The sequence below is a fragment of the Candidatus Bealeia paramacronuclearis genome (assembly GCF_035607555.1).
Classification (GTDB): Bacteria; Pseudomonadota; Alphaproteobacteria; order UBA9655; family UBA9655; genus Bealeia; species Bealeia paramacronuclearis.
The window spans coordinates 567,955-585,617 of record NZ_JAVHWZ010000001.1; the positions used below are offsets into that span (position 1 = coordinate 567,955).

Annotated in this window: 18 protein-coding genes and 1 tRNA gene; 7 read left to right on the plus strand and 12 right to left on the minus strand. The window is 41.8% G+C overall.

Annotated features, from left to right (window positions below):
- Positions 1-92 precede the first annotated feature (92 nt).
- The 3 genes from Bealeia2_RS02930 to Bealeia2_RS02940 form a co-directional block, all read right to left on the minus strand.
- Positions 93-1,358 (minus strand): ISNCY family transposase, encoded by a 1,266-nt coding sequence (locus Bealeia2_RS02930; RefSeq protein WP_331255482.1) that lies wholly within the window; start codon positions 1,356-1,358, stop codon positions 93-95.
- Between the two features lie 109 nt (positions 1,359-1,467).
- Positions 1,468-1,743: a hypothetical protein gene (locus tag Bealeia2_RS02935; protein WP_331255639.1), complete on the minus strand. Its 276-nt coding sequence runs from the start codon at positions 1,741-1,743 to the stop codon at positions 1,468-1,470.
- Positions 1,744-1,883: 140 nt separating this feature from the next.
- Positions 1,884-2,171, minus strand: coding sequence for a hypothetical protein (locus Bealeia2_RS02940; RefSeq protein WP_331255640.1), 288 nt, complete (start codon positions 2,169-2,171; stop codon positions 1,884-1,886).
- Positions 2,172-2,205: 34 nt separating this feature from the next.
- Here Bealeia2_RS02940 and Bealeia2_RS02945 point away from each other — a divergent pair, with 34 nt between their 5' ends.
- Together Bealeia2_RS02945 and rpoH are read left to right on the plus strand one after the other, a co-directional pair.
- Positions 2,206-3,168 carry an RluA family pseudouridine synthase gene (locus tag Bealeia2_RS02945; protein WP_331255641.1) on the plus strand — a complete coding sequence of 321 codons (963 nt, stop codon included), beginning with the start codon at positions 2,206-2,208 and terminating at the stop codon, positions 3,166-3,168.
- 28 nt (positions 3,169-3,196) lie between these two features.
- Positions 3,197-4,129, plus strand: coding sequence for an RNA polymerase sigma factor RpoH (rpoH, locus tag Bealeia2_RS02950; RefSeq protein WP_331255642.1), 933 nt, complete (start codon positions 3,197-3,199; stop codon positions 4,127-4,129).
- Positions 4,130-4,165: 36 nt separating this feature from the next.
- Here rpoH and Bealeia2_RS02955 read toward each other — a convergent pair whose 3' ends face one another.
- The 3 genes from Bealeia2_RS02955 to Bealeia2_RS02965 all read right to left on the minus strand — a co-directional run bounded on the left by Bealeia2_RS02955 (position 4,166) and on the right by Bealeia2_RS02965 (position 9,513).
- Complete coding sequence (locus tag Bealeia2_RS02955; protein WP_331255643.1) at positions 4,166-6,280, minus strand: ATP-binding protein; 2,115 nt, start codon at positions 6,278-6,280, stop codon at positions 4,166-4,168.
- Positions 6,277-8,949 (minus strand): tetratricopeptide repeat protein, encoded by a 2,673-nt coding sequence (locus Bealeia2_RS02960; protein WP_331255644.1) that lies wholly within the window; start codon positions 8,947-8,949, stop codon positions 6,277-6,279. The genes Bealeia2_RS02955 and Bealeia2_RS02960 overlap by 4 nt, the downstream gene beginning before the upstream one ends.
- Before the next feature lie 129 nt (positions 8,950-9,078).
- Positions 9,079-9,513, minus strand: a complete 435-nt coding sequence (locus Bealeia2_RS02965; protein WP_331255645.1) for a nucleoside deaminase — start codon at positions 9,511-9,513, stop codon at positions 9,079-9,081.
- Between the two features lie 169 nt (positions 9,514-9,682).
- Here Bealeia2_RS02965 and fumC point away from each other — a divergent pair, with 169 nt between their 5' ends.
- The 3 genes from fumC to Bealeia2_RS02980 all read left to right on the plus strand — a co-directional run bounded on the left by fumC (position 9,683) and on the right by Bealeia2_RS02980 (position 11,750).
- On the plus strand, positions 9,683-11,092 hold the full coding sequence (gene fumC, locus Bealeia2_RS02970; RefSeq protein WP_331255646.1) for a class II fumarate hydratase: 1,410 nt from the start codon (positions 9,683-9,685) through the stop codon (positions 11,090-11,092).
- Positions 11,093-11,095: 3 nt separating this feature from the next.
- Positions 11,096-11,323: a ribbon-helix-helix domain-containing protein gene (locus tag Bealeia2_RS02975; RefSeq protein ID WP_331255647.1), complete on the plus strand. Its 228-nt coding sequence runs from the start codon at positions 11,096-11,098 to the stop codon at positions 11,321-11,323.
- Positions 11,324-11,417: 94 nt separating this feature from the next.
- Positions 11,418-11,750: a hypothetical protein gene (locus tag Bealeia2_RS02980; protein WP_331255648.1), complete on the plus strand. Its 333-nt coding sequence runs from the start codon at positions 11,418-11,420 to the stop codon at positions 11,748-11,750.
- Positions 11,751-11,759: 9 nt separating this feature from the next.
- Here Bealeia2_RS02980 and Bealeia2_RS02985 read toward each other — a convergent pair whose 3' ends face one another.
- The 3 genes from Bealeia2_RS02985 to Bealeia2_RS02995 all read right to left on the minus strand — a co-directional run bounded on the left by Bealeia2_RS02985 (position 11,760) and on the right by Bealeia2_RS02995 (position 13,496).
- Positions 11,760-12,566, minus strand: coding sequence for a bestrophin-like domain (locus tag Bealeia2_RS02985; protein WP_462346297.1), 807 nt, complete (start codon positions 12,564-12,566; stop codon positions 11,760-11,762).
- A 129-nt stretch (positions 12,567-12,695) separates the two neighbouring features.
- A complete protein-coding gene (locus Bealeia2_RS02990) occupies positions 12,696-12,905 on the minus strand; it encodes a helix-turn-helix domain-containing protein (protein WP_331255650.1) in 210 nt (69 codons plus the stop codon).
- A gap of 15 nt (positions 12,906-12,920) precedes the next feature.
- Entirely contained in the window at positions 12,921-13,496 is a 576-nt protein-coding gene (locus Bealeia2_RS02995; RefSeq protein ID WP_331255651.1) for a DUF2975 domain-containing protein, read from the minus strand.
- Between the two features lie 189 nt (positions 13,497-13,685).
- On the opposite strand from Bealeia2_RS02995, the gene Bealeia2_RS03000 reads away from it, so the two are divergent.
- Both Bealeia2_RS03000 and Bealeia2_RS03005 read left to right on the plus strand, forming a co-directional pair.
- Positions 13,686-14,366 (plus strand): polysaccharide deacetylase family protein, encoded by a 681-nt coding sequence (locus Bealeia2_RS03000; RefSeq protein ID WP_331255652.1) that lies wholly within the window; start codon positions 13,686-13,688, stop codon positions 14,364-14,366.
- Positions 14,367-14,861: a GNAT family N-acetyltransferase gene (locus Bealeia2_RS03005; protein WP_331255653.1), complete on the plus strand. Its 495-nt coding sequence runs from the start codon at positions 14,367-14,369 to the stop codon at positions 14,859-14,861.
- Positions 14,862-15,210: 349 nt separating this feature from the next.
- Here Bealeia2_RS03005 and Bealeia2_RS03010 read toward each other — a convergent pair.
- The 3 genes from Bealeia2_RS03010 to Bealeia2_RS03020 all read right to left on the minus strand — a co-directional run bounded on the left by Bealeia2_RS03010 (position 15,211) and on the right by Bealeia2_RS03020 (position 17,486).
- Positions 15,211-15,287 (minus strand) — tRNA-Met (locus Bealeia2_RS03010).
- 358 nt (positions 15,288-15,645) lie between these two features.
- Positions 15,646-16,575: a DMT family transporter gene (locus tag Bealeia2_RS03015; protein ID WP_331255654.1), complete on the minus strand. Its 930-nt coding sequence runs from the start codon at positions 16,573-16,575 to the stop codon at positions 15,646-15,648.
- Entirely contained in the window at positions 16,572-17,486 is a 915-nt protein-coding gene (locus Bealeia2_RS03020) for a DMT family transporter (protein ID WP_331255655.1), read from the minus strand. The genes Bealeia2_RS03015 and Bealeia2_RS03020 overlap by 4 nt, the downstream gene beginning before the upstream one ends.
- Positions 17,487-17,663 lie beyond the last annotated feature (177 nt).

Sequence of the window (17,663 nt, forward strand, 5' to 3'; positions counted from 1 at the left end):
TCAATCTTTTTTTGTTTTATGTCAAGGCAATTTAGAAATGTCCGCTTTGAGTTGAATTATTATCCACAAGTCCATAGCCCTCTCTCGCGCTCTCAAGCGCAAGAGAGACTTGGGGCTGTGGACCCTGTGGGTAATAAGAAGTCTGGGTTTATTTTGGGGAAGATTTCCTGGTCAAAAACATGATCTAAGTCCTTACGATCAGCTAGAATGGGCCCCCTTGTCACCCTATCCAGCGCCATCACGCTTAAGACTTCTTCTCCAAGCATCACCTCTATTGCCCCCGTATAATGTTGATAAATTGTGACTTTTTTATTCTGGTAGCGATAGCCTTTTCCAGGCACTTGAACTTGATAGGCCTGCCCTTCCAAAGAGAATTCAAGGTTTTTTGAAAGCTTGCGCGTGACGTGATGAGATAAAATTCGTCGCAACCTTTGCGCGTCGATAGGTACGTCACGGTGCAGATCTTTCGGGTTTGCCGCATCAACGGCGAACTTTTGGTTATACTTCTCGATAAACGCCGGCAAATAGGCATTGGCAGTCGCAATATCGCAGATACCTCTCAAACGCATCTCTTTGATTAAGCGATCTTGCAGCGTTTGATTCGCCCGCTCGACACGGCCCTTGGCTTGGGGTGAGTAAGCGCAAATCAACTCAATTCCTAAATCTTTCATGGCGCGATGCAGCTCAGTAGCTTGGTAATATCCGTCAGTTGTGCGCGTTGTTTTAAAAATGCTGTGCCGGTCACTATAATAGGCCAGAGGCAGACCATGCTGCTCGAGGTGTGATTCCATGGCTCGGAAATAGCCGGCAGTGGTCTCCGATTCTTCAAATCGCATAGATACGATGCGGCTGGTGGCATCGTCTACAAAGACGAGCAAACAACACTTTGCACGCCGTCCCTCAAACCAATCATGGTGCGACCCATCAATCTGTACAAGCTCACCAAAGCACGAGCGGCGCTGACGGGATTGATGCAGAGGCGAGCTTTTCCGAATTTTCCCGCTCCATAATGCATCGGCTATCATCCATTGTCGCAGAGTTTCTTTGTTGATCTTAAGCCCCTCATTCTCCAACAGTTTCTCGCTGGCTAGCGTCGGACCAAAATCCGCATAACGATTCCGAACTGCCTCAAGAACTCTGGCTTTGAAGCCCTCTGAATGCGCACGATTACTGCCCGATATAGCACGCCGTTTAATCCCGGAAGGTCCCTCAACAGAAATTCTCGCCTGCAAACGCCTCACTTGCCGAGCACTCAAACCTAACTCTGCCGCACCTTCACCTTGGCGCAGCAGACCTCGTTTTATGTCATCCAATATCTTTAGTTTTTCCATCTCGGCCTCGCTATACAATGTCTCCATTCATCCTCCTGCTTGCTGACTGCATCAGCATAAAACTTAAGGACAAATCCGGACATTTCTAAATTGCTTAACCGGACATTTTCAAATTGCTCCTACATCTTTTTTTGTTTTACTGTTTAGTAAGCTTAAATTTTAAGTACGTTGTTATTTGACCCTGATCATTCTTGATCAATTCATATATACAGTCTGTGTTTGTTGAGGAAGAAAATCGAATAGAAACATCGGACTGGTAGAGCATATTATTTGCAGCGGCATTGTTATCTAACAATTTATTCGCTCCATTATCTGTAATGGAAGAATATGCCCACTTCTCAATCTCAGGGTTAGAAGACGTTGTATAAGCTTCAGCCAAGTCCTTTTTACCTTGATCCGTATTCAAATCCATACAAGTTGCCTCTAAAATAGAAGAATTTCCAGCAATTAAGCAGCAACTGCAAAGCACAAATTTTTATTCATAATCATTTTTAGCTCCCTTTTTGTTTTCTCAATTTTCTTGTTGCTTTTTAAAAAAGCATAAAGAGTTTATCAAACTAGATCTTGAGTCACAATCTTTTTCAAAACCTCTCCTTTTTTTCCATGAATTAGCCAAATTTCCTCATGCGTGGTTCCGGGAAACGAAAGCCTTAAAATTATCTGACCGTCTTGGGTTTGAAAATCTTTAATTTGCGCATGAGGTGGTAAAGTGATGAGGTCTTCTTTCTTTTCGGGTTCGTCTTTTCCTTCCATGCGATCTGCAATTTTAATCCCTAAAACAACAACGCCTGCAATAATAAGGATTCCCATCACAACAATCAGGACTTTTATGGCGCGCATATGCTAATCTCTTTTCATGATATTGGACAATGCTATGACTACTCGCACGATTTTGGTTTCAGAACAAGAGGCAGGACTTCGCCTGGATAAATTTTTATCCTTGGCCTGCCCGGATTTGTCGCGTACCCGCATTCAAAATTTAATTGAGGAAGGCCATGTTCTTGTGGAGGGGCGTGCTGTTCAAAGTCACGCTCAAAAAACGAAGGCGGGCTGGACATTTGTCATCACGATTCCTGAGGCCATTGATGCCATTCCAGAACCGCAAGATATTCCCCTTGAAATTATTTATGAAGACGATGATCTTTTGGTTTTGAATAAACCTGCAGGATTAGTCGTCCATCCCGCGCCTGGGAATCACGACAATACTCTTGTGAATGCGCTTTTGGCGCACTGCGGAACGTCTCTCTCTGGAATTGGGGGCGTGAAACGCCCAGGCATTGTACACAGGCTTGATAAAGATACGAGCGGCTTGATGATTGTGGCCAAAAATGATTTGGCGCATCATCATCTCAGTCATCAACTTTCTACGCGAACATTATCGCGAACCTACCAAGCCTTTTTATGGGGAATTCCAAAAAATCAGACGGGCACTATTCGTACACAATTGGGGCGTCATCCCAAAGATCGCAAAAAAATGGCGGTCCTTCCCGAAGGTGGAAAAGAGGCCATCACTCACTATCAGGTTTTAGAGACCTACCCCCCCACAGCGAGCCTTGTCGAGTGCCGTCTTGAGACCGGACGCACTCATCAAATTCGCGTCCACATGACGCATTTGGGGCATCCTCTTTTGGGGGACCCCGTTTATGGGCGTCCGCCCAAAGGCGTTCCTGAGTTTTTAAAAAACCATCTCAAAGAAGTACCTTGGACGGGTGGACGCCAAGCCCTCCATGCGGCCCAAATTAAATTTATTCATCCGCGCACAGGGGATCTCTTATCTTTTTCCTGCCCCTTACCAGAAGATATGAGAATTTTAAAATCTGTGTTAGACTTTAAATAGACATCTTATTTCAACTTCGATTTAGGCCATGATTCCAGCAGAACTCGAACCTCTTGAAACTCCCATAAAAGCCAATAGCTTGAGTATTCCTAATGCACAGGAAGGCTTGAAGCATTATTTCGATCAAATCCGAAAATTCCCCATGCTTGATGCGGAGGAAGAATTTATGCTCGCTAAAAGATGGAAAGAGCATCAAGATAGAAAAGCTGCGGAAAAATTAATTTCCTCCCACCTTCGGTTGGTAGCGAAAGTGGCAGCAGGGTATAAAGGCTATGGTCTTCCAATGGCAGATCTCATTGCAGAAGGTAATGTGGGCCTGATGCGTGCTGTGGATAAATTCGATCCCGACAAAGGATTTCGTCTTTCCACCTATGCGATGTGGTGGATTCGCGCAACTATTCAAGACTATGTTTTGCATTCCTGGTCATTGGTTAAAATTGGAACGACCGCGGCCCAAAAGAAGCTCTTTTTTAATTTAAGACGTATGAAGGGTGAACTTGAAGACAAGTCTGATTTCCTTAGCGCTGACTCCATTGCCCTCATTGCAGAAGATCTCAATGTTTCCACAAATGAAGTCATTGAGATGAACAAAAGAATGCAATCAGGTGGGGACAGTTCTCTTAATTCACCCTTGAATGCGGGAAGCTTAGATGAATGGCAGGATTGGCTTGTCGATGAAAGTCCCAATCAAGAAGACTTTGTCATCTCAAAGGGGGAAAGTCAGGTTAAAAATGCTCTTCTTCACAAAGCCCTGCAATCTTTGGATCCACGGGAAGCCAAAATTATCCACCATCGCCGACTTTTGGAAGATCCCAAAAGTTTAGAAGAACTTGCGCAAGATCTCAAGATTTCCCGCGAGCGTGTTCGTCAAATTGAAACACGCGCCTTTGAAAAACTCCAGCGTGCTGTCAAAAGCGGGGCCATTCAACTGCGCATCGGCGGAGAAACGGGACGGGGTTGAGCCTACTGGCCACCCCATCGAAGGAATTGGTAAATATTAGGAAACGGGGATACGGATAATAAATTTTGTATTTGTGCCCACCTTTGATTTCACAGTGAGCGATCCAAGATGTTGTTGCACAATAATATCATAGCTGAGCGACAGCCCAAGCCCTGTTCCTTTTCCGGGATTTTTTGTCGTGAAAAAGGGTGTGAAGATTTTTTTGATCACGGATTGGGACATGCCCGGCCCATTGTCTTCAATTATGATCTCCGCAAAACCATCGACTCCTTTTGTTTCAAGTATAAGTTTGGGCTCATAATTGGATTGAGATTTTAACTTTTCCGCCATGGCATAACACGCATTATTAAACATATTTAAAAAGACGCGGGAAACATCGCCAATGCTGAATTTTATGAGTGGCAAATCGGGGGACAGATGTTTTTCAACTGTGACATGGAAGCCCAATAAATCCGTTTGAAACCCTCCTAAAGCAAGTTCTAAGGCTTCTTCGAGGGCTGCATTCAGATCCGCCTTTTCAAATCGCCCGGGATTGCTGCTTGCGTGCAAAAGCATACCTTTGACGATAGAGTCTGCCCGGTGGGCATGTTCTTTGACTTTTTCAATATTGGCCAAAATGAGTGTGATAATTTCGCGTTCTTGCGGACTTAAATTTTTCAGTTCATTTAAATAATCCAAAGAGAGGTCTGTAAAATTTATGATAAAATTAAGGGGGTTTTTGATTTCGTGCGCAATGCCTGCCGTTAACGATCCAAGGCTGGCTAGTTTTTCTTGAACGATAATTTGGTTTTGGGCTTTTTTAAGATCCTCAAGGGCTTTTTCAAGTTCTTGATTCTTCTCCTGAAGCTGAGTAGTCCTTAATTTAACGCGATTTTCTAGATCCGTCAAAAGAACGCGGTTTTCCTCAAAAATGCGACTTACAATTTCAAACCAAGATTTCCAACGCTCTGGGACGTCCCTGTGACTGGGGGGGAGCCCCTTGTTTTCCCTCTCAATATGAATGAGAAGTTTTTGGGCGGGAGAAATAAAATCGCGCATCACCACAAAATACCCGATTCCAATCACAAGGATAAGGATAATTGAGATGATAATGACATCTTCAAAAGCATGAAGCAGATCCGCATTAAATAAATCCCACGCAGAAACAACATACACTAAACGCCAGGGGGCGGCTCTCAGTTGATGAACATAAACATAATAATTCCCGAGCGAAATAATTTTGGCCTGGGGATTTTTAAATTCTTTCATGAAATCATTTAAGATATTAGAGGGGACAACATCTTGAATCTGGTGAATGGTTTTCTCTTCTTCATTGAAAAATCCATGCATGGCTAAGATTTGGTCATCATCATTGACAAGGGCCGAACTTCCTACGGGAAGCTTTAAGCTATTTAAAAGTCGCTCAAGTTCGCGCAAACTAAGATCAATAGACACAACTCCTAAAAATTCATTCTCATCATAAACAGGGGCGCAATTCGAGACGACAAATCCTTTATCATAAAGAGGCCCCCCTACGTTTCCATCGCGATAAATTTCAGTCCAATAATTTTTTCTCAGACGATTATTTTGTGGCAATCCTTTAACAAAAAAAGATCGTTGCCGCATCTGCTCATAATAAGAAATATCTACACTGGGAAGCCACGGAAAAATGTTTTGAAACCCACTTTTAGAGGTATAATAAACCCATACAACCCCCGGATTATTTTTGAGTGCCAATTCAAAAATTGTATTTAACGAGAGTGCCATTTTGATTTCTTGTTTGATCTTTTCGGACAAAGTTGAAACCTTGCCAAGACCTGTCAGATTTCCGACTTTATCTTTTTGCACCAAAGGGCTTTTAATATCGAGGGAATAGGTTTTTCCCCCTGGATTTTCGATCACATCTCTGAAATGATAAGAGTGATCTTGCTTTTTATTCTGATAATAAATTTTATTTTCAGCACCCGTTTTAAGCCCTTGCGTATAATCACGAATAGTCTGTGCCTTCATCTCAAAGCTCATAGCATGTTCTTTAAGACGCGTGCGCAGATCTTCAAAAACTCGCTGTTTGTCGGATAAAAATTTGAGCGTTTCAATACCAACAACGATCATCATGATGGCAAAACATGTCAAAAAGATAACACGATTATAGTTTGCGCGGTAATGATTCACGGTTTTGGTTTCTCCTCCTTTTTAAGGACTGAATCATAAAGATCAACTTCATCTAGCTCTTGCTGCAAATGATCCAACAAAGCGGTTTCATCGCGATTTCGAACCAAAAGTTCAATGGCTGCTTTGTCTTGAGGATCCTTCAAAACAGGAGTGTATTTCGCTTTGACATCGGCAAGAGTTTTCCAATCTTGGGCTTTATTCAGATAAAGTGCGTAATTCAAAATGCTTCTGGCAGGCGTTTCGCTGGGTTTCTTTTGTTCTAATGCACGACCTAAAGTTGCCGCAGCCTCTGGGAATTGATTTTTTATTCCATAGATTTCAGCTTTTTGAGATAGCCCTTCAAAAGTCTCATCTGTACTTAAAAGATTAAGAGCATCGTCATACTGCTTGTTTTTTTCATAAATTTGAGCCTTAAGACGTCTTAAGCTTTTGCGATCCCCCTCATCCATTTCTTGTAAAAGAGCATCATCAATCATTTTTTGCGCACCTTCCCCATCTTTTTGGGAAATATAGGCTTGAGCTAATTTTTTAATGAGTGGCATATTGGCTTGAGGAGAAAGTTTTAAACGTTCTTGTAAAAGCGCAATCGCCTGATCTGCCAAATCAAGTGTCATCAATCTATCGGCAAGACCAAGTACAATTGTGTCTCCCTCTGCACCTTGAGGCGTTAAGCTTTTAAAACTTTGATAAAGACTAATGGCCGTAAGTGCTGGGATTTTGGTACTATTTTTTTCAAGAAAAAGATCTGAAAAAGCTTGATGTAATCTTTTGCTGAGATCATCAAATCCTTTAGCTTTTGGATAATGTTGAACTGCAGACGCCATGGCACTCAAACCCTTGCGATAATCACCTTCTCCAATATAAAGTTTTCCAAGGGCGTCTAAAATATCAAACTCGACTTCATCACCGCGCCAGGAATAACGAAGCTTTTCGAGTTTTTCTATTGCCTCCTTAGGGCTCAGGTCATGGGACTCCAAATTAGACAAGATAACTTCAAGCTCTGCATAAACAGAGGCCTTATTATCAGGTCCATTGGCAACTTCTTCTAATTGCTCTCCGGCTTTTTCAGTATTCTTTTCCGCTTTTTCGAGAAGGCCCAAAACAAGCTTGTAATCCTCCTGATGAGGGGCTGGAATCTTTTCATTTTTCAAAAGATCTAAAAGTTTATGCGTAAGCGCCACATTATTTCCAGCAAGAGCTGCATGCGCTCCCTTTAAGACAAGCATGGACTTAATGGGTTGAGGGTAGAGCGTCAAAAAAGGAAGATTTTGCTCAATTAAAGCAAGGCCATCTTTTATATTTCCTTGTCCAGCAAGGGCAAATCCCTGCCACAATTTAGACTCTGGTTCATTTTTTAATTCTTCATATTTTAAATCTTCAAGTGCAAGCTGAGAATCCCCAATCATAAAACGTGCAGCTCCTCTTAAAGCATGAAAATTAATGTCGTATTTCAAACGAGGATCCTCTTGATCCACAACGCGCAATAATCCAATAGCCTCAACCGCGCGGCCATGTGCGAGATTGTGCCGAATAAGATCTAAATAAGGCTCTGTTTTTTTTCCAGCAGGCAATTCTGCTGCTTTGTTTTCAGTGGCGCGCTGAAACTCCTGAAAATCCACATCATTGTGCTGCCACGTTTTGAATTCATAGAGAGCCAAAGTTTTCATGGTTTTTCTCTCGCGCTCCCGATCTTTTTGGGACGAAATCACAAGCCCTTGAGGCGAGTGGAGTTGAAATTGGGCATTTTGAACTTGGGCTTCAAGGTCACTTCGCCTTTTGGCAATCACAATTCCTTGTTGCGTAGGAATCACCTCAAAATCGACATATTTATGATTTTGTGAAAGTGCGTAACCATCATTTTTTAAAGGGACAATCACCAGAGGGTCACCCTTACCCTCATCCGTCATAACATAAGGTGTTCCTTTTTCAGGAAGAGCTAGAGCGTACATCACTTTATTGTCAGAAGAAAGTGTGAAAGTGCCTTGAAAAGGTTTCAATTCCTTTGTCCTTGATTTTTTCTCAATCCAATCGATATTAAAAACCCATTTATTGTCTTGGAGTGACACAAAGTAGTTTCCTGGGTTGGTTAAAATAAACGTCATAACGCTAATAGGACCTTGACTTTTTAACGCCATAACTCCCACTTCAGGGGAAAGTGCACCCTTGGTTTCAAGCTTAATATTTCGGTCAAAAATGAGGTAAATTTTTCCATTTCTTTCATAAGCTGCAAGGCCCGGAATATCCTTAAAATTGAACTTCAATTCCGCACCATTTTCAGAATTCGTAATTTCAAGAAGATCTGAGATCGGATTGGGCTTCACTTCTTTGTCCTGAATAGCAAGTGCTGGCAATGGTTTGTCAGGATATTCCGTAGTTTTGGGGGCTTGACCGGGAAAAAGCTCAATCGTGATTCCTTTTTCGGTGCGGTCGTGTTTGACCAAAGTTAAAGGGGGTGTTTTTAAAAAGAGGGAGGTGACACTGTCTTTTTTCTGAACCTCTTCAAAAGAAAATTCCTTGGGTAATCCTTTTTTTAGTGTTTTTTTATCAAAAGGTTTGGTGGTATCAAAGATGATTTCAACGCGATCTTTTCCAGAATTCACACCATAACTCACCTCGATACCATATTCAAAAAAGAGTTTCACGCCATCCTTTTTGCGGGTGACACTCACACCTACCTCTCCTGTGCCCGCCAGAAGCGGCATGGAGAAGCTGAGACAGAAAAATGCCAATAGAAGAGCCCTGAGTATCATTTTTATTGTGATCATTTCTGATTTGTTTTTTGAAAGCTTAACAAAGCTTCAAGGTACACGCAAACTTTGAAAGAATGTCTTTAAAAGTTCCTTACATTTTGTTTCCTCAATGCCACCAATAACCGCGGGTTTGTGCATGGCCGTTTTATGAGCATAAATATGGGGACCGTGATCTATACCGCCGCCTTTGGGGTCATAAGCTCCAAAAATAACTTGGCGAATTCGGGCAAAACTCAGGGCTTGAGCACACATGGGGCACGGCTCAAGCGTGACATATAAATCACATTCTGGCAGGCGCGGGGTTCCTAATTTTCGTGAGCCCTCCCGAATCACCACCATTTCCGCATGCGCTGTGGGATCATTTTCTTGTTCCACAAGATTGTGAGCACGGGCAATGACATCACCCTTTAAAACCAAAACAGCACCTACAGGAACTTCTCCCAAGGTGATGGCTTTTTTCGCCTCTTGAAGGGCCAAATTCATAAAGCTTATTTTACTTCTCTCTAACATCCGCTAGAATCTCACTCAAAATGACGTCGACATCATCGTCATCCTGAACTTGTTTCAGGATCTAAAACGAGATGCTGAAATAAATTCAGTATGACAGTGTGTGGAGTTCGTCTTGTTACAAATTCCAATTATGAGGACTATCATGACACAGCACGCCAAAGCTATAAAGACCACCCGCATCGAATCAGATTCTTTTGGAAACATCGATGTTGAAAGTGATAAATATTGGGGTGCCCAAACGGAGAGGTCCCTCAATAATTTTAAAATCGGTACCGACCGCATGCCTCTGCCGCTCATTCATGCCATGACACTTGTGAAAAAAGCAGCAGCTCTTGTGAATATGGATTTGGGTGTTTTGGATCCTCAAATTGGAAAGGCGATTGTGCAAGCGGCCGATGAAGTTTTGACACATCAATGGGATGAGCAGTTCCCCTTGGTTGTGTGGCAAACGGGGTCGGGCACGCAGACGAATATGAACGTGAATGAAGTCCTCTCCAACCGCGCCATTGAGATTTTAGGCGGTGAGCTTGGCTCAAAAAAGCCGGTTCATCCCAATGATCATGTTAATATGGGACAGTCTTCAAACGATACATTCCCAACTGCCATGCATGTTGCAACAGTACTTGAAATTCATCACCGATTAATTCCCGCTCTTGAAACTTTGGGCGCGGCTATTCGCGAAAAACAAAATCAATTTGCAAAAATCATCAAAATCGGACGTACCCATTTGCAAGACGCAACGCCGATGACTTTGGGTCAAGAATTCTCAGGCTATGCTACCCAAATCAAAAACGGTATTGAACGGATTAAATTAACCCTTCCCCATCTTTATGAATTGGCCCAAGGCGGTACTGCGGTGGGAACGGGTCTGAATGCCAAAAAAGGATTTGCCGAAGCATTTTCCAAAAAAGTAGCCACGCTCACGGGATTTTCTTTCGTCACAGCTCCTAATAAATTTGAGGCCTTGGCCTCTAACGATACATTGGTTGAAGTGTCAGGTGCATTGAATGTAATTGCAGTCTCTTTCATGAAAATTGCCAATGACATTCGCCTTTTGGGATCGGGGCCCAGATCTGGAATTGGGGAGCTTTTGTTGCCTGAAAACGAACCCGGATCCTCTATTATGCCCGGAAAAGTCAACCCCACACAATGTGAGGCGATGACGATGGTGGCCGCTCAAGTTATGGGAAATCATGTGGCCGTGACTGTCGGCGGATCTAATGGGCATTTTGAACTCAATGTCTTCAAGCCGCTCATCATTTCCAATGTTTTAAACTCCATTCGCCTTTTGTCAGATGTAGCAATCAGTTTTACCGAAAATTGTGTGGTGGGAATTCAGGCCAATGAAAAGCGCATCCAAGAACTTTTGGCCCAATCATTAATGCTGGTGACTGCACTGAATACGCATATTGGATATGACAATGCCGCCAAAATTGCCAAAAAAGCTCACCACGAAGGGACAACTTTGAAAGAAGCCGCACTTGCCTTAGGTCTTTTAAATGAAACTCAATTCTACGACTGGGTCCGTCCAGAAAATATGATTGGAGAGTAATTCATGTGGCATGAGGAGGTCAATTCGGCACGACTCAAGAAAAGATCTCTAACCTTGGCGGGGCATAAAACCAGTATTTCTTTGGAGGAGCCCTTTTGGATGCTTCTGAAAGCGCAAGCCTTCTCTCAAGGAAAAACACTCAGCTCGCTTATTTTGGAAATTGACAGTTCTCGAAAAGGCTCCCTCTCCAGTGCGCTAAGGCTTTATATTTTGGAAAAAACGCAAGGGTAAGTGGCTTTTTTCTGCGTATTTTACCCTTCCTTTAAGAAACTATTAATCTTTTCTGATAGAATCGTAAGAGTGCCCATTATGATGAGGTGAAACGATGACGAAATCTTTTTTGATTTTTGGCCTGTACCTCTTAATTCTGATATTTTCTGAATCTTTCATGATGGCGGGAAAATACGGCCCTCAAGAGCTGAATGAAAAAAATGATGACTATACAATCCGCAAGGTTCCTCTTTATGAGACGACTGTATTTGAAGTGCTTGACAAAAAGAATAACGAGCTATTTACAATTGGAAAATGCGCCCAGTCGTGGATCCTTTTAAGACAAAAGAGAATTTGGAGATATAACGGTAATCTCAATTTAGAGGATGAAACGCAACGCAACGAAATGATTGCGAACATGGTCAAATTTTATCAAAGCAAGATTTAGAATTGTATCTCAAGGGGGAGAGGTCTCCTTTTGCACGTCATTCTTAATAAGTTCTCTTAAAAACTCAAATCCTTCTGGTTTTACACAATATTCTCCTCGAAACGGTCTATCCATTGCAACAATCAAAAACACGACAGAAGATATCGCAAAAGCCACTCCAACAACAGAAAATAGATGTAAATGAAATTGCATGCCAAAAAGAAAATGCACCGCAATCGTTAAAAATGCCCCAATGAGAATCACAATCCAAAAGTCAGTGCTTAATGCGGATTTCCCCATAAAAATTCTTTCTTCCCGGGCATCAAAAAGCAACTTTATTTCTTTTAAAATTTCTTGTTGTGTAAAAAGATCCATTGAATTGTTTGTCGTATAATTATGAACGGTGTGAACCATGCGATTTAAAACAGCATCCCCCCAAGAAGAAACATCTTGACCTTTCTCTAGTGCAGGCCATTCTTTTTCCATAACTTCTATAATATATGCTTCAACATCCATTCGAATAGAATTGTGAATAGATTTTGGAAGCAATTTAGAATCTGTATAAATATCTTCAAGAACACTTGATTCTTTTTGCGTGCTTTTTTCGGCGGTGTTAAAGTTGTCAAGTAGATTAATTGCAATGAATCCAAATAAAACCGCATAGATAACGGCTATTGTTGCACTAATATGACCCACCGCTTCGTTTTCCGCATACCTCAATTTAAGGGGGATAAAGCTTTTGACAGCAAAAAGGCTCACAATTGAAAACAAGACTGTCACAATCGAAATGAGAAAAAAGAGTAATACGTTGGGAATGCCATAAATAAAGTCGACCATGAGATTGCCTCAGCTTTTTTATTTTTTATAAAAGTAAGTCTAGGGCATCTTAAATTTTGCTACAATCCGAAAGTGATATTTTCAAATTAAATGGCCCATCCCAAAAATTTCCAGGAAGGGCTTTTGTATTTAAAGAGGGCATTGGAATTCTAAAATATCCCCAGGTTGACAATTCAAGACTTCACAAATCTTTTCCAAAGTGGAAAAGCGAATAGCTTTGGCTTTTCCCGTTTTGAGAATGGAAAGATTTTGTGGGGTGATCTCAACTTGTTCCGCAAGATCTTGAAGCTTCATTTTCCTCTTGGCGAGCATAACGTCTAAATTCACAATAATCGGCATTTTTAAATCTCCCCTTTAAATCGTGAACTTGTCATTTTCAGAAAGGCGATAGCCTTCAATCATCACCCACGAAATCACAATCACAAGAAGGCCGCAAAAGAGTGCTTCCAAATTAGGTGTCCCAAAATGAATTGAAATATAACGATGTCCTGGAGCGTTTGAAAGCGTTGCAAGCAATACTAACAACATTCCGCTTAAAGGCTGAACCAAAAGCGCATCCAGAAAAAATAGCCACCCTAATTGTCGATAGTGTTTGGCATTTTGAAGGCTAAAAATTTCGCCCCGTTGATAATTCTTAAAAAGAGACTTGAGCACGAGGACACCCAAAAAAAATGGCAAAACCCCAAAAAAACCCGTCATCACACCCATAATCTTTAAAGAAGACGTCCTCTCTATCTGACTTAAATTGACAATCCCCTCTGGGGTTTTTACGGTCTGTTCTAGCATCCCAAAAAAGTTAAGTGCATCTGGAATATCTATTGTTTTAGTTTCAATAAAAATCCATTGAGTTAGATTCCAAAGGGGAAGTGCTATAAGCAAAATATTAAAGACTGCTAAAAGATAATGACTTGTTTTTTGAATACGTTCCATTTTTAATCCTCAAAGTTGTTGATGAAAAGATCCTAAAGGTACAAAAAATGACTGTCAACATAAAATTATTGATAAACGATAATTTAACCTCGAAGAGGGGCTGTTTTTTGTGAGCTAACTTTCCCCTTGCTCATAATTGAGCTCCGCGTTTAAAGTCATAAATTCAAACTCTCAATACCCTTTTGTGCCATGCTCAAATCTTCAAAACGCATATATCTCACCATCGATGATTCGCCTTCAATTCACACGTATGAAAAGATTGACTTTTTGAAGGCTCACACCATTCCCGCCGTGTTTTTCTGTCGCGGGGAATTTATCAAAAAATATCCAGATCAGGTCGCATATGCCATTCAAAATGGATTTTTGGTGGGCAATCATTCTTATTCGCATCCTTATTTTTCAAAGATTTCGTTGAATCACTGTTATAATGAAATTTTAAAAACGGAAGAGTTGATTGAAACAGCTTATAAAATGGCCGGGACCACTCGTCTCCACAAAGTGATACGCCTTCCTTTTGGAGATCGGGGAGGTGATAATTCGCATAAAATTCAAAAATTTTTAAAAGAACTGCATTTTTGCCCTATGGATTTTGGACATCATTCCGATCTTGAATTTTATGATGCCCCTTGGACATGGGATACGAAGGATTACAAGAAAGACCTTATTGAAAGTCCCGAAAGTTATTTGAAAAAATTGGAAGATTATGCAGAAAAAAGCTCTTTTCCCGAGGAAATTCTTTTGTTGCATGATTTTGATCATACCCACCATCTTTTTGAAATCACAATGAGCTTCCTCATGAGTCGTGACGCCACATTTTTACCACTACCTGTTTCCAGCATCCAACCTCATCACCAAAAGGGACTATTTTGAATGACTATTCACATTCGACAACTTCACAAAGATGACTGGCACCTATGGCGCGAAATTCGCCTTCATGGCCTTCAAGAAAACCCAGAAGCTTTTGCGAGCTCTTATCCAGAGGAATCAATCCGATCCACTGAAGATTTCCAAAACGATCTTGAAAAGAGTGATGTTTTTGGCGTATTTCAGGAGGGTGAGCTTGTTGGATGTGGAGGGTTTTATATTTTACCTCATCGCAAAATGCAGCATCGGGGGATGTTTTTTGGGTTTTACATTAAAGCTGCAAATCGCTCTCAAGGCAATGGAAGTGCTCTTTTAAAAGCCATAATCCAACGGGGACGAGAAAAGGTTCTTCAGCTTCATTGCACCGTTTTGGCAGACAACCCAAATGCAATTGCGCTTTACGAAAAAAATGGGTTCATAGTTTATGGAACATCGCCTCGATCTGTTAAAATTGATGATAAATTTTACGATGAGCATTTAATGGTTTTGCAGCTGGATTAAGCCAGCACGCAGTTTTTTTTGAAGACTATTTCAAGCCGCTAAAACCACTTCAATCTTTTTATGAAAACCTGTTTCGTTACGACTTTCAGTCTTAATGGAGTTGCGCGCTTTAAATGTTAAATTTTTTCAATAGGTTATCAAGTTTTTCTTCACAATAATCTTTACAGTTTCTCATGGATTCAATGATCGTACTGCCCGATTTAAAAAGGGGATTTGAGAATCTTATGGCCTGCATACGCAATTGATCCTCCAAATATTTTTGAAAGATCCCCATATCGTTTTTCTCAATAGAAGTCTGAACGGATTTGCTGTAATCGTCCCTACGATGAACAGAGTGATACCGGAAATTTGGTTGCGGGGGCAGGATTTGAACCTGCGGCCTTCAGGTTATGAGCCTGACGAGCTACCAGGCTGCTCCACCCCGCGTCAATGATGAGGGGAACCTAGCAGGCACCTCTCAGGAATGCAAGAAAAATCGTCAAATAAAATGAGGGCCCAAAAGCCATAAAAAAACGGAAGAAGATTTGGATCTTCTTCCGCCGAGTTTAACAGGGAGGCTACAAAACATAATTATGTTTGCAGTCTACTCTTGCGAAATGACGCGCAAGAAAGCTCAAAAAACTCTAAACAACACTAACTACAACATACTCAAAAACAAGTTGAGCAAACAATTAAACCCACACCAATCTGTGTTTGCTCACTTTATATATAGTCACTGAGTGTTTATATCCGCAAGTTTTTTTTTGAATATTTTTTCAATCAGGTGCCACTTTAAAAAAAGATCCTAAACCTCAAGGCGTTTTCGGCGCTTCAGCTCGATGTGACTGAGAAAAACAATAGCTCCCATGATGATAAATGCACCTGCAACGGTCCAGAATCCAGGAATTTCTGAAAATACGAGATATCCAATTAAGCTTGAGGCAAACCATTTGGTAAATCCATAAGGAATGAGATAGCTAACTTCAGCAGCTTTGTAAGCATTGCTTAGGGAAAGATGGGCAAGGGCCGCTAGACCACCCATAAACAAAAGCCAAGGCCATTGCCAGGATTCAGGCCAGAATCCCCCCCAGAGTGTTGGGATTAAAAGCAAAGGCGCTATAAAAAGCAAAAGATAAGTTACAATCAATTGGGAGGAATCATGTTGTCCTAATGTTCTAACCATAAGCGTTGCTCCTGAAAAGCAAGCTGCAGCTGAGATGGGAAGCAAGATGTTAATATCTTTATAAAAAGTATCCAAGCCTAATGACAGGCTCAGTCCATGGGAAATGAGGGCGCCCCCTAAAAATCCGATGGCAATGGCGATGCCACGTTCAATTCCGATGCGCTCGCGCAGAAAAAAACCAGCACCAAGAGCGGTTAAAAGAGGACCTAAAAACATGAGCCCTACCGCTTGGGAGAGAGGCATAAACGCAAGTGCTGAATACCACAGGATAATACCTAATGCAGAAAGGGCAATGCGAGACGCATGAATGCCAGGTCTTTGCGTTTTGAGAGATTTGGGCCCATTTTTTAAAATCCAGGGCACCAAGAATATAAGGCCAAATAAATTTTGAAAAAAAGCCACCTCATAAGGGGGGAGGGGCTCGCCAACGCTTGATTGTGAGAGATATCGCACAATGCCATTGATGCCTGAAAAAGAGACAAAAGACAAAACTTTCCAAAAGGCCCCCCTAAAATGGGGGGAATTCTCCCAAAAGGCAGCAAGGCCACTCATGGCGTAACCTTTTTCAAATGGGATTCAGAGCGGTAAAGACCAACGCTTGCCATAAGGATCAAGAATGAGCCGACTCCTACAAGCAAGGTCGGCCATTCATCAAAAAAGATCATCCCAATCAGAGCTGCTGCGATCAATCGTGTAAAGCTTAAAGGAATGAGATAAATCAGATCTGCAACCACAAACGCCCGGCTGAGGGCATAATACGCCAACGCCACAAGCCCTCCCATAATCATCAGTGGCCCCCATTGGTCAGGGGCCGGTGTGATCCAGGTAGGAATAGAAATTGCGAAAAAAATAGGCATGGTGAAGGCCAGAAGATAAAAACTCATGGTGGAGGCTTTTTCCGTTTTGGCCAATTGCTTGGCAATCAAAGTTGAAATTCCAATACAAACAGCAGCGCCCACGGGCAACAATAGCGTCCAATTAAAAATGCACCCATAAACGGGATGGGGTTTGATCGCGTCATTCGCCGTGATTAAAATGGCGCCGCCCATGGCAAATACTATGGCCAAAATGCGAGGTGTGTCTAAGCGCTCGCGAAAAAAGAAATAGGCTCCCCCTAAAACGAGAAAGGGAGATAGATATTTAAGTGCAATGACTTGCACCAACGGTAGATCCTTTAGGGATGTAAACCACAATAAAATCCCGCCCGCAGCAGCGATTGCCCGGAGACAATAAAGTTTAAGATGTTGGGTTTTTAAAGATTCAAGTCCGTGGGTAAAGAACCAGGGCATCATAAACAACAGCCCAAAACTGCTTTCAAAAAAAGCGAGCTCAGCAGGAGGTAATCTCAAGGCATTGCTGTGATGCGCCAAATGGTGGACGAACCCATTGATGCCCGCAAAAGCGAGGCATGAAATTATTTTCCAAAAAGCGCCTTCAAGGGCCGGGTTGCGTGTTTGAATCATTGATAAATACTAAAATAAACTCTCTTCCTTTCATATAACATCGCAATCTCCGCTTTGCCAGGTTTATTCGGAAAATCGCCAGGGCCACCTCATGCAAAACAGAACACAACATGTTTCCGAATTTTCATCATGAATTTAAATCAATTTCAGGGCTCAAGGTTCAGGATAGCGATATTG

Coding starts and splice junctions, on each gene's coding strand:
- Bealeia2_RS02930 (WP_331255482.1), bottom strand. CDS start 1,358: ATGGAGACATTGTATAGCGAGGCCGAGATGGAAAAACTAAAGATATTG.
- Bealeia2_RS02935 (WP_331255639.1), bottom strand. CDS start 1,743: ATGGATTTGAATACGGATCAAGGTAAAAAGGACTTGGCTGAAGCTTAT.
- Bealeia2_RS02940 (WP_331255640.1), bottom strand. CDS start 2,171: ATGCGCGCCATAAAAGTCCTGATTGTTGTGATGGGAATCCTTATTATT.
- Bealeia2_RS02945 (WP_331255641.1), top strand. CDS start 2,206: ATGACTACTCGCACGATTTTGGTTTCAGAACAAGAGGCAGGACTTCGC.
- rpoH (WP_331255642.1), top strand. CDS start 3,197: ATGATTCCAGCAGAACTCGAACCTCTTGAAACTCCCATAAAAGCCAAT.
- Bealeia2_RS02965 (WP_331255645.1), bottom strand. CDS start 9,513: ATGAATTTGGCCCTTCAAGAGGCGAAAAAAGCCATCACCTTGGGAGAA.
- fumC (WP_331255646.1), top strand. CDS start 9,683: ATGACACAGCACGCCAAAGCTATAAAGACCACCCGCATCGAATCAGAT.
- Bealeia2_RS02975 (WP_331255647.1), top strand. CDS start 11,096: ATGTGGCATGAGGAGGTCAATTCGGCACGACTCAAGAAAAGATCTCTA.
- Bealeia2_RS02980 (WP_331255648.1), top strand. CDS start 11,418: ATGACGAAATCTTTTTTGATTTTTGGCCTGTACCTCTTAATTCTGATA.
- Bealeia2_RS02985 (WP_462346297.1), bottom strand. CDS start 12,566: ATGGTCGACTTTATTTATGGCATTCCCAACGTATTACTCTTTTTTCTC.
- Bealeia2_RS02990 (WP_331255650.1), bottom strand. CDS start 12,905: ATGCCGATTATTGTGAATTTAGACGTTATGCTCGCCAAGAGGAAAATG.
- Bealeia2_RS02995 (WP_331255651.1), bottom strand. CDS start 13,496: ATGGAACGTATTCAAAAAACAAGTCATTATCTTTTAGCAGTCTTTAAT.
- Bealeia2_RS03000 (WP_331255652.1), top strand. CDS start 13,686: ATGCTCAAATCTTCAAAACGCATATATCTCACCATCGATGATTCGCCT.
- Bealeia2_RS03005 (WP_331255653.1), top strand. CDS start 14,367: ATGACTATTCACATTCGACAACTTCACAAAGATGACTGGCACCTATGG.
- Bealeia2_RS03015 (WP_331255654.1), bottom strand. CDS start 16,575: ATGAGTGGCCTTGCTGCCTTTTGGGAGAATTCCCCCCATTTTAGGGGG.
- Bealeia2_RS03020 (WP_331255655.1), bottom strand. CDS start 17,486: ATGATTCAAACACGCAACCCGGCCCTTGAAGGCGCTTTTTGGAAAATA.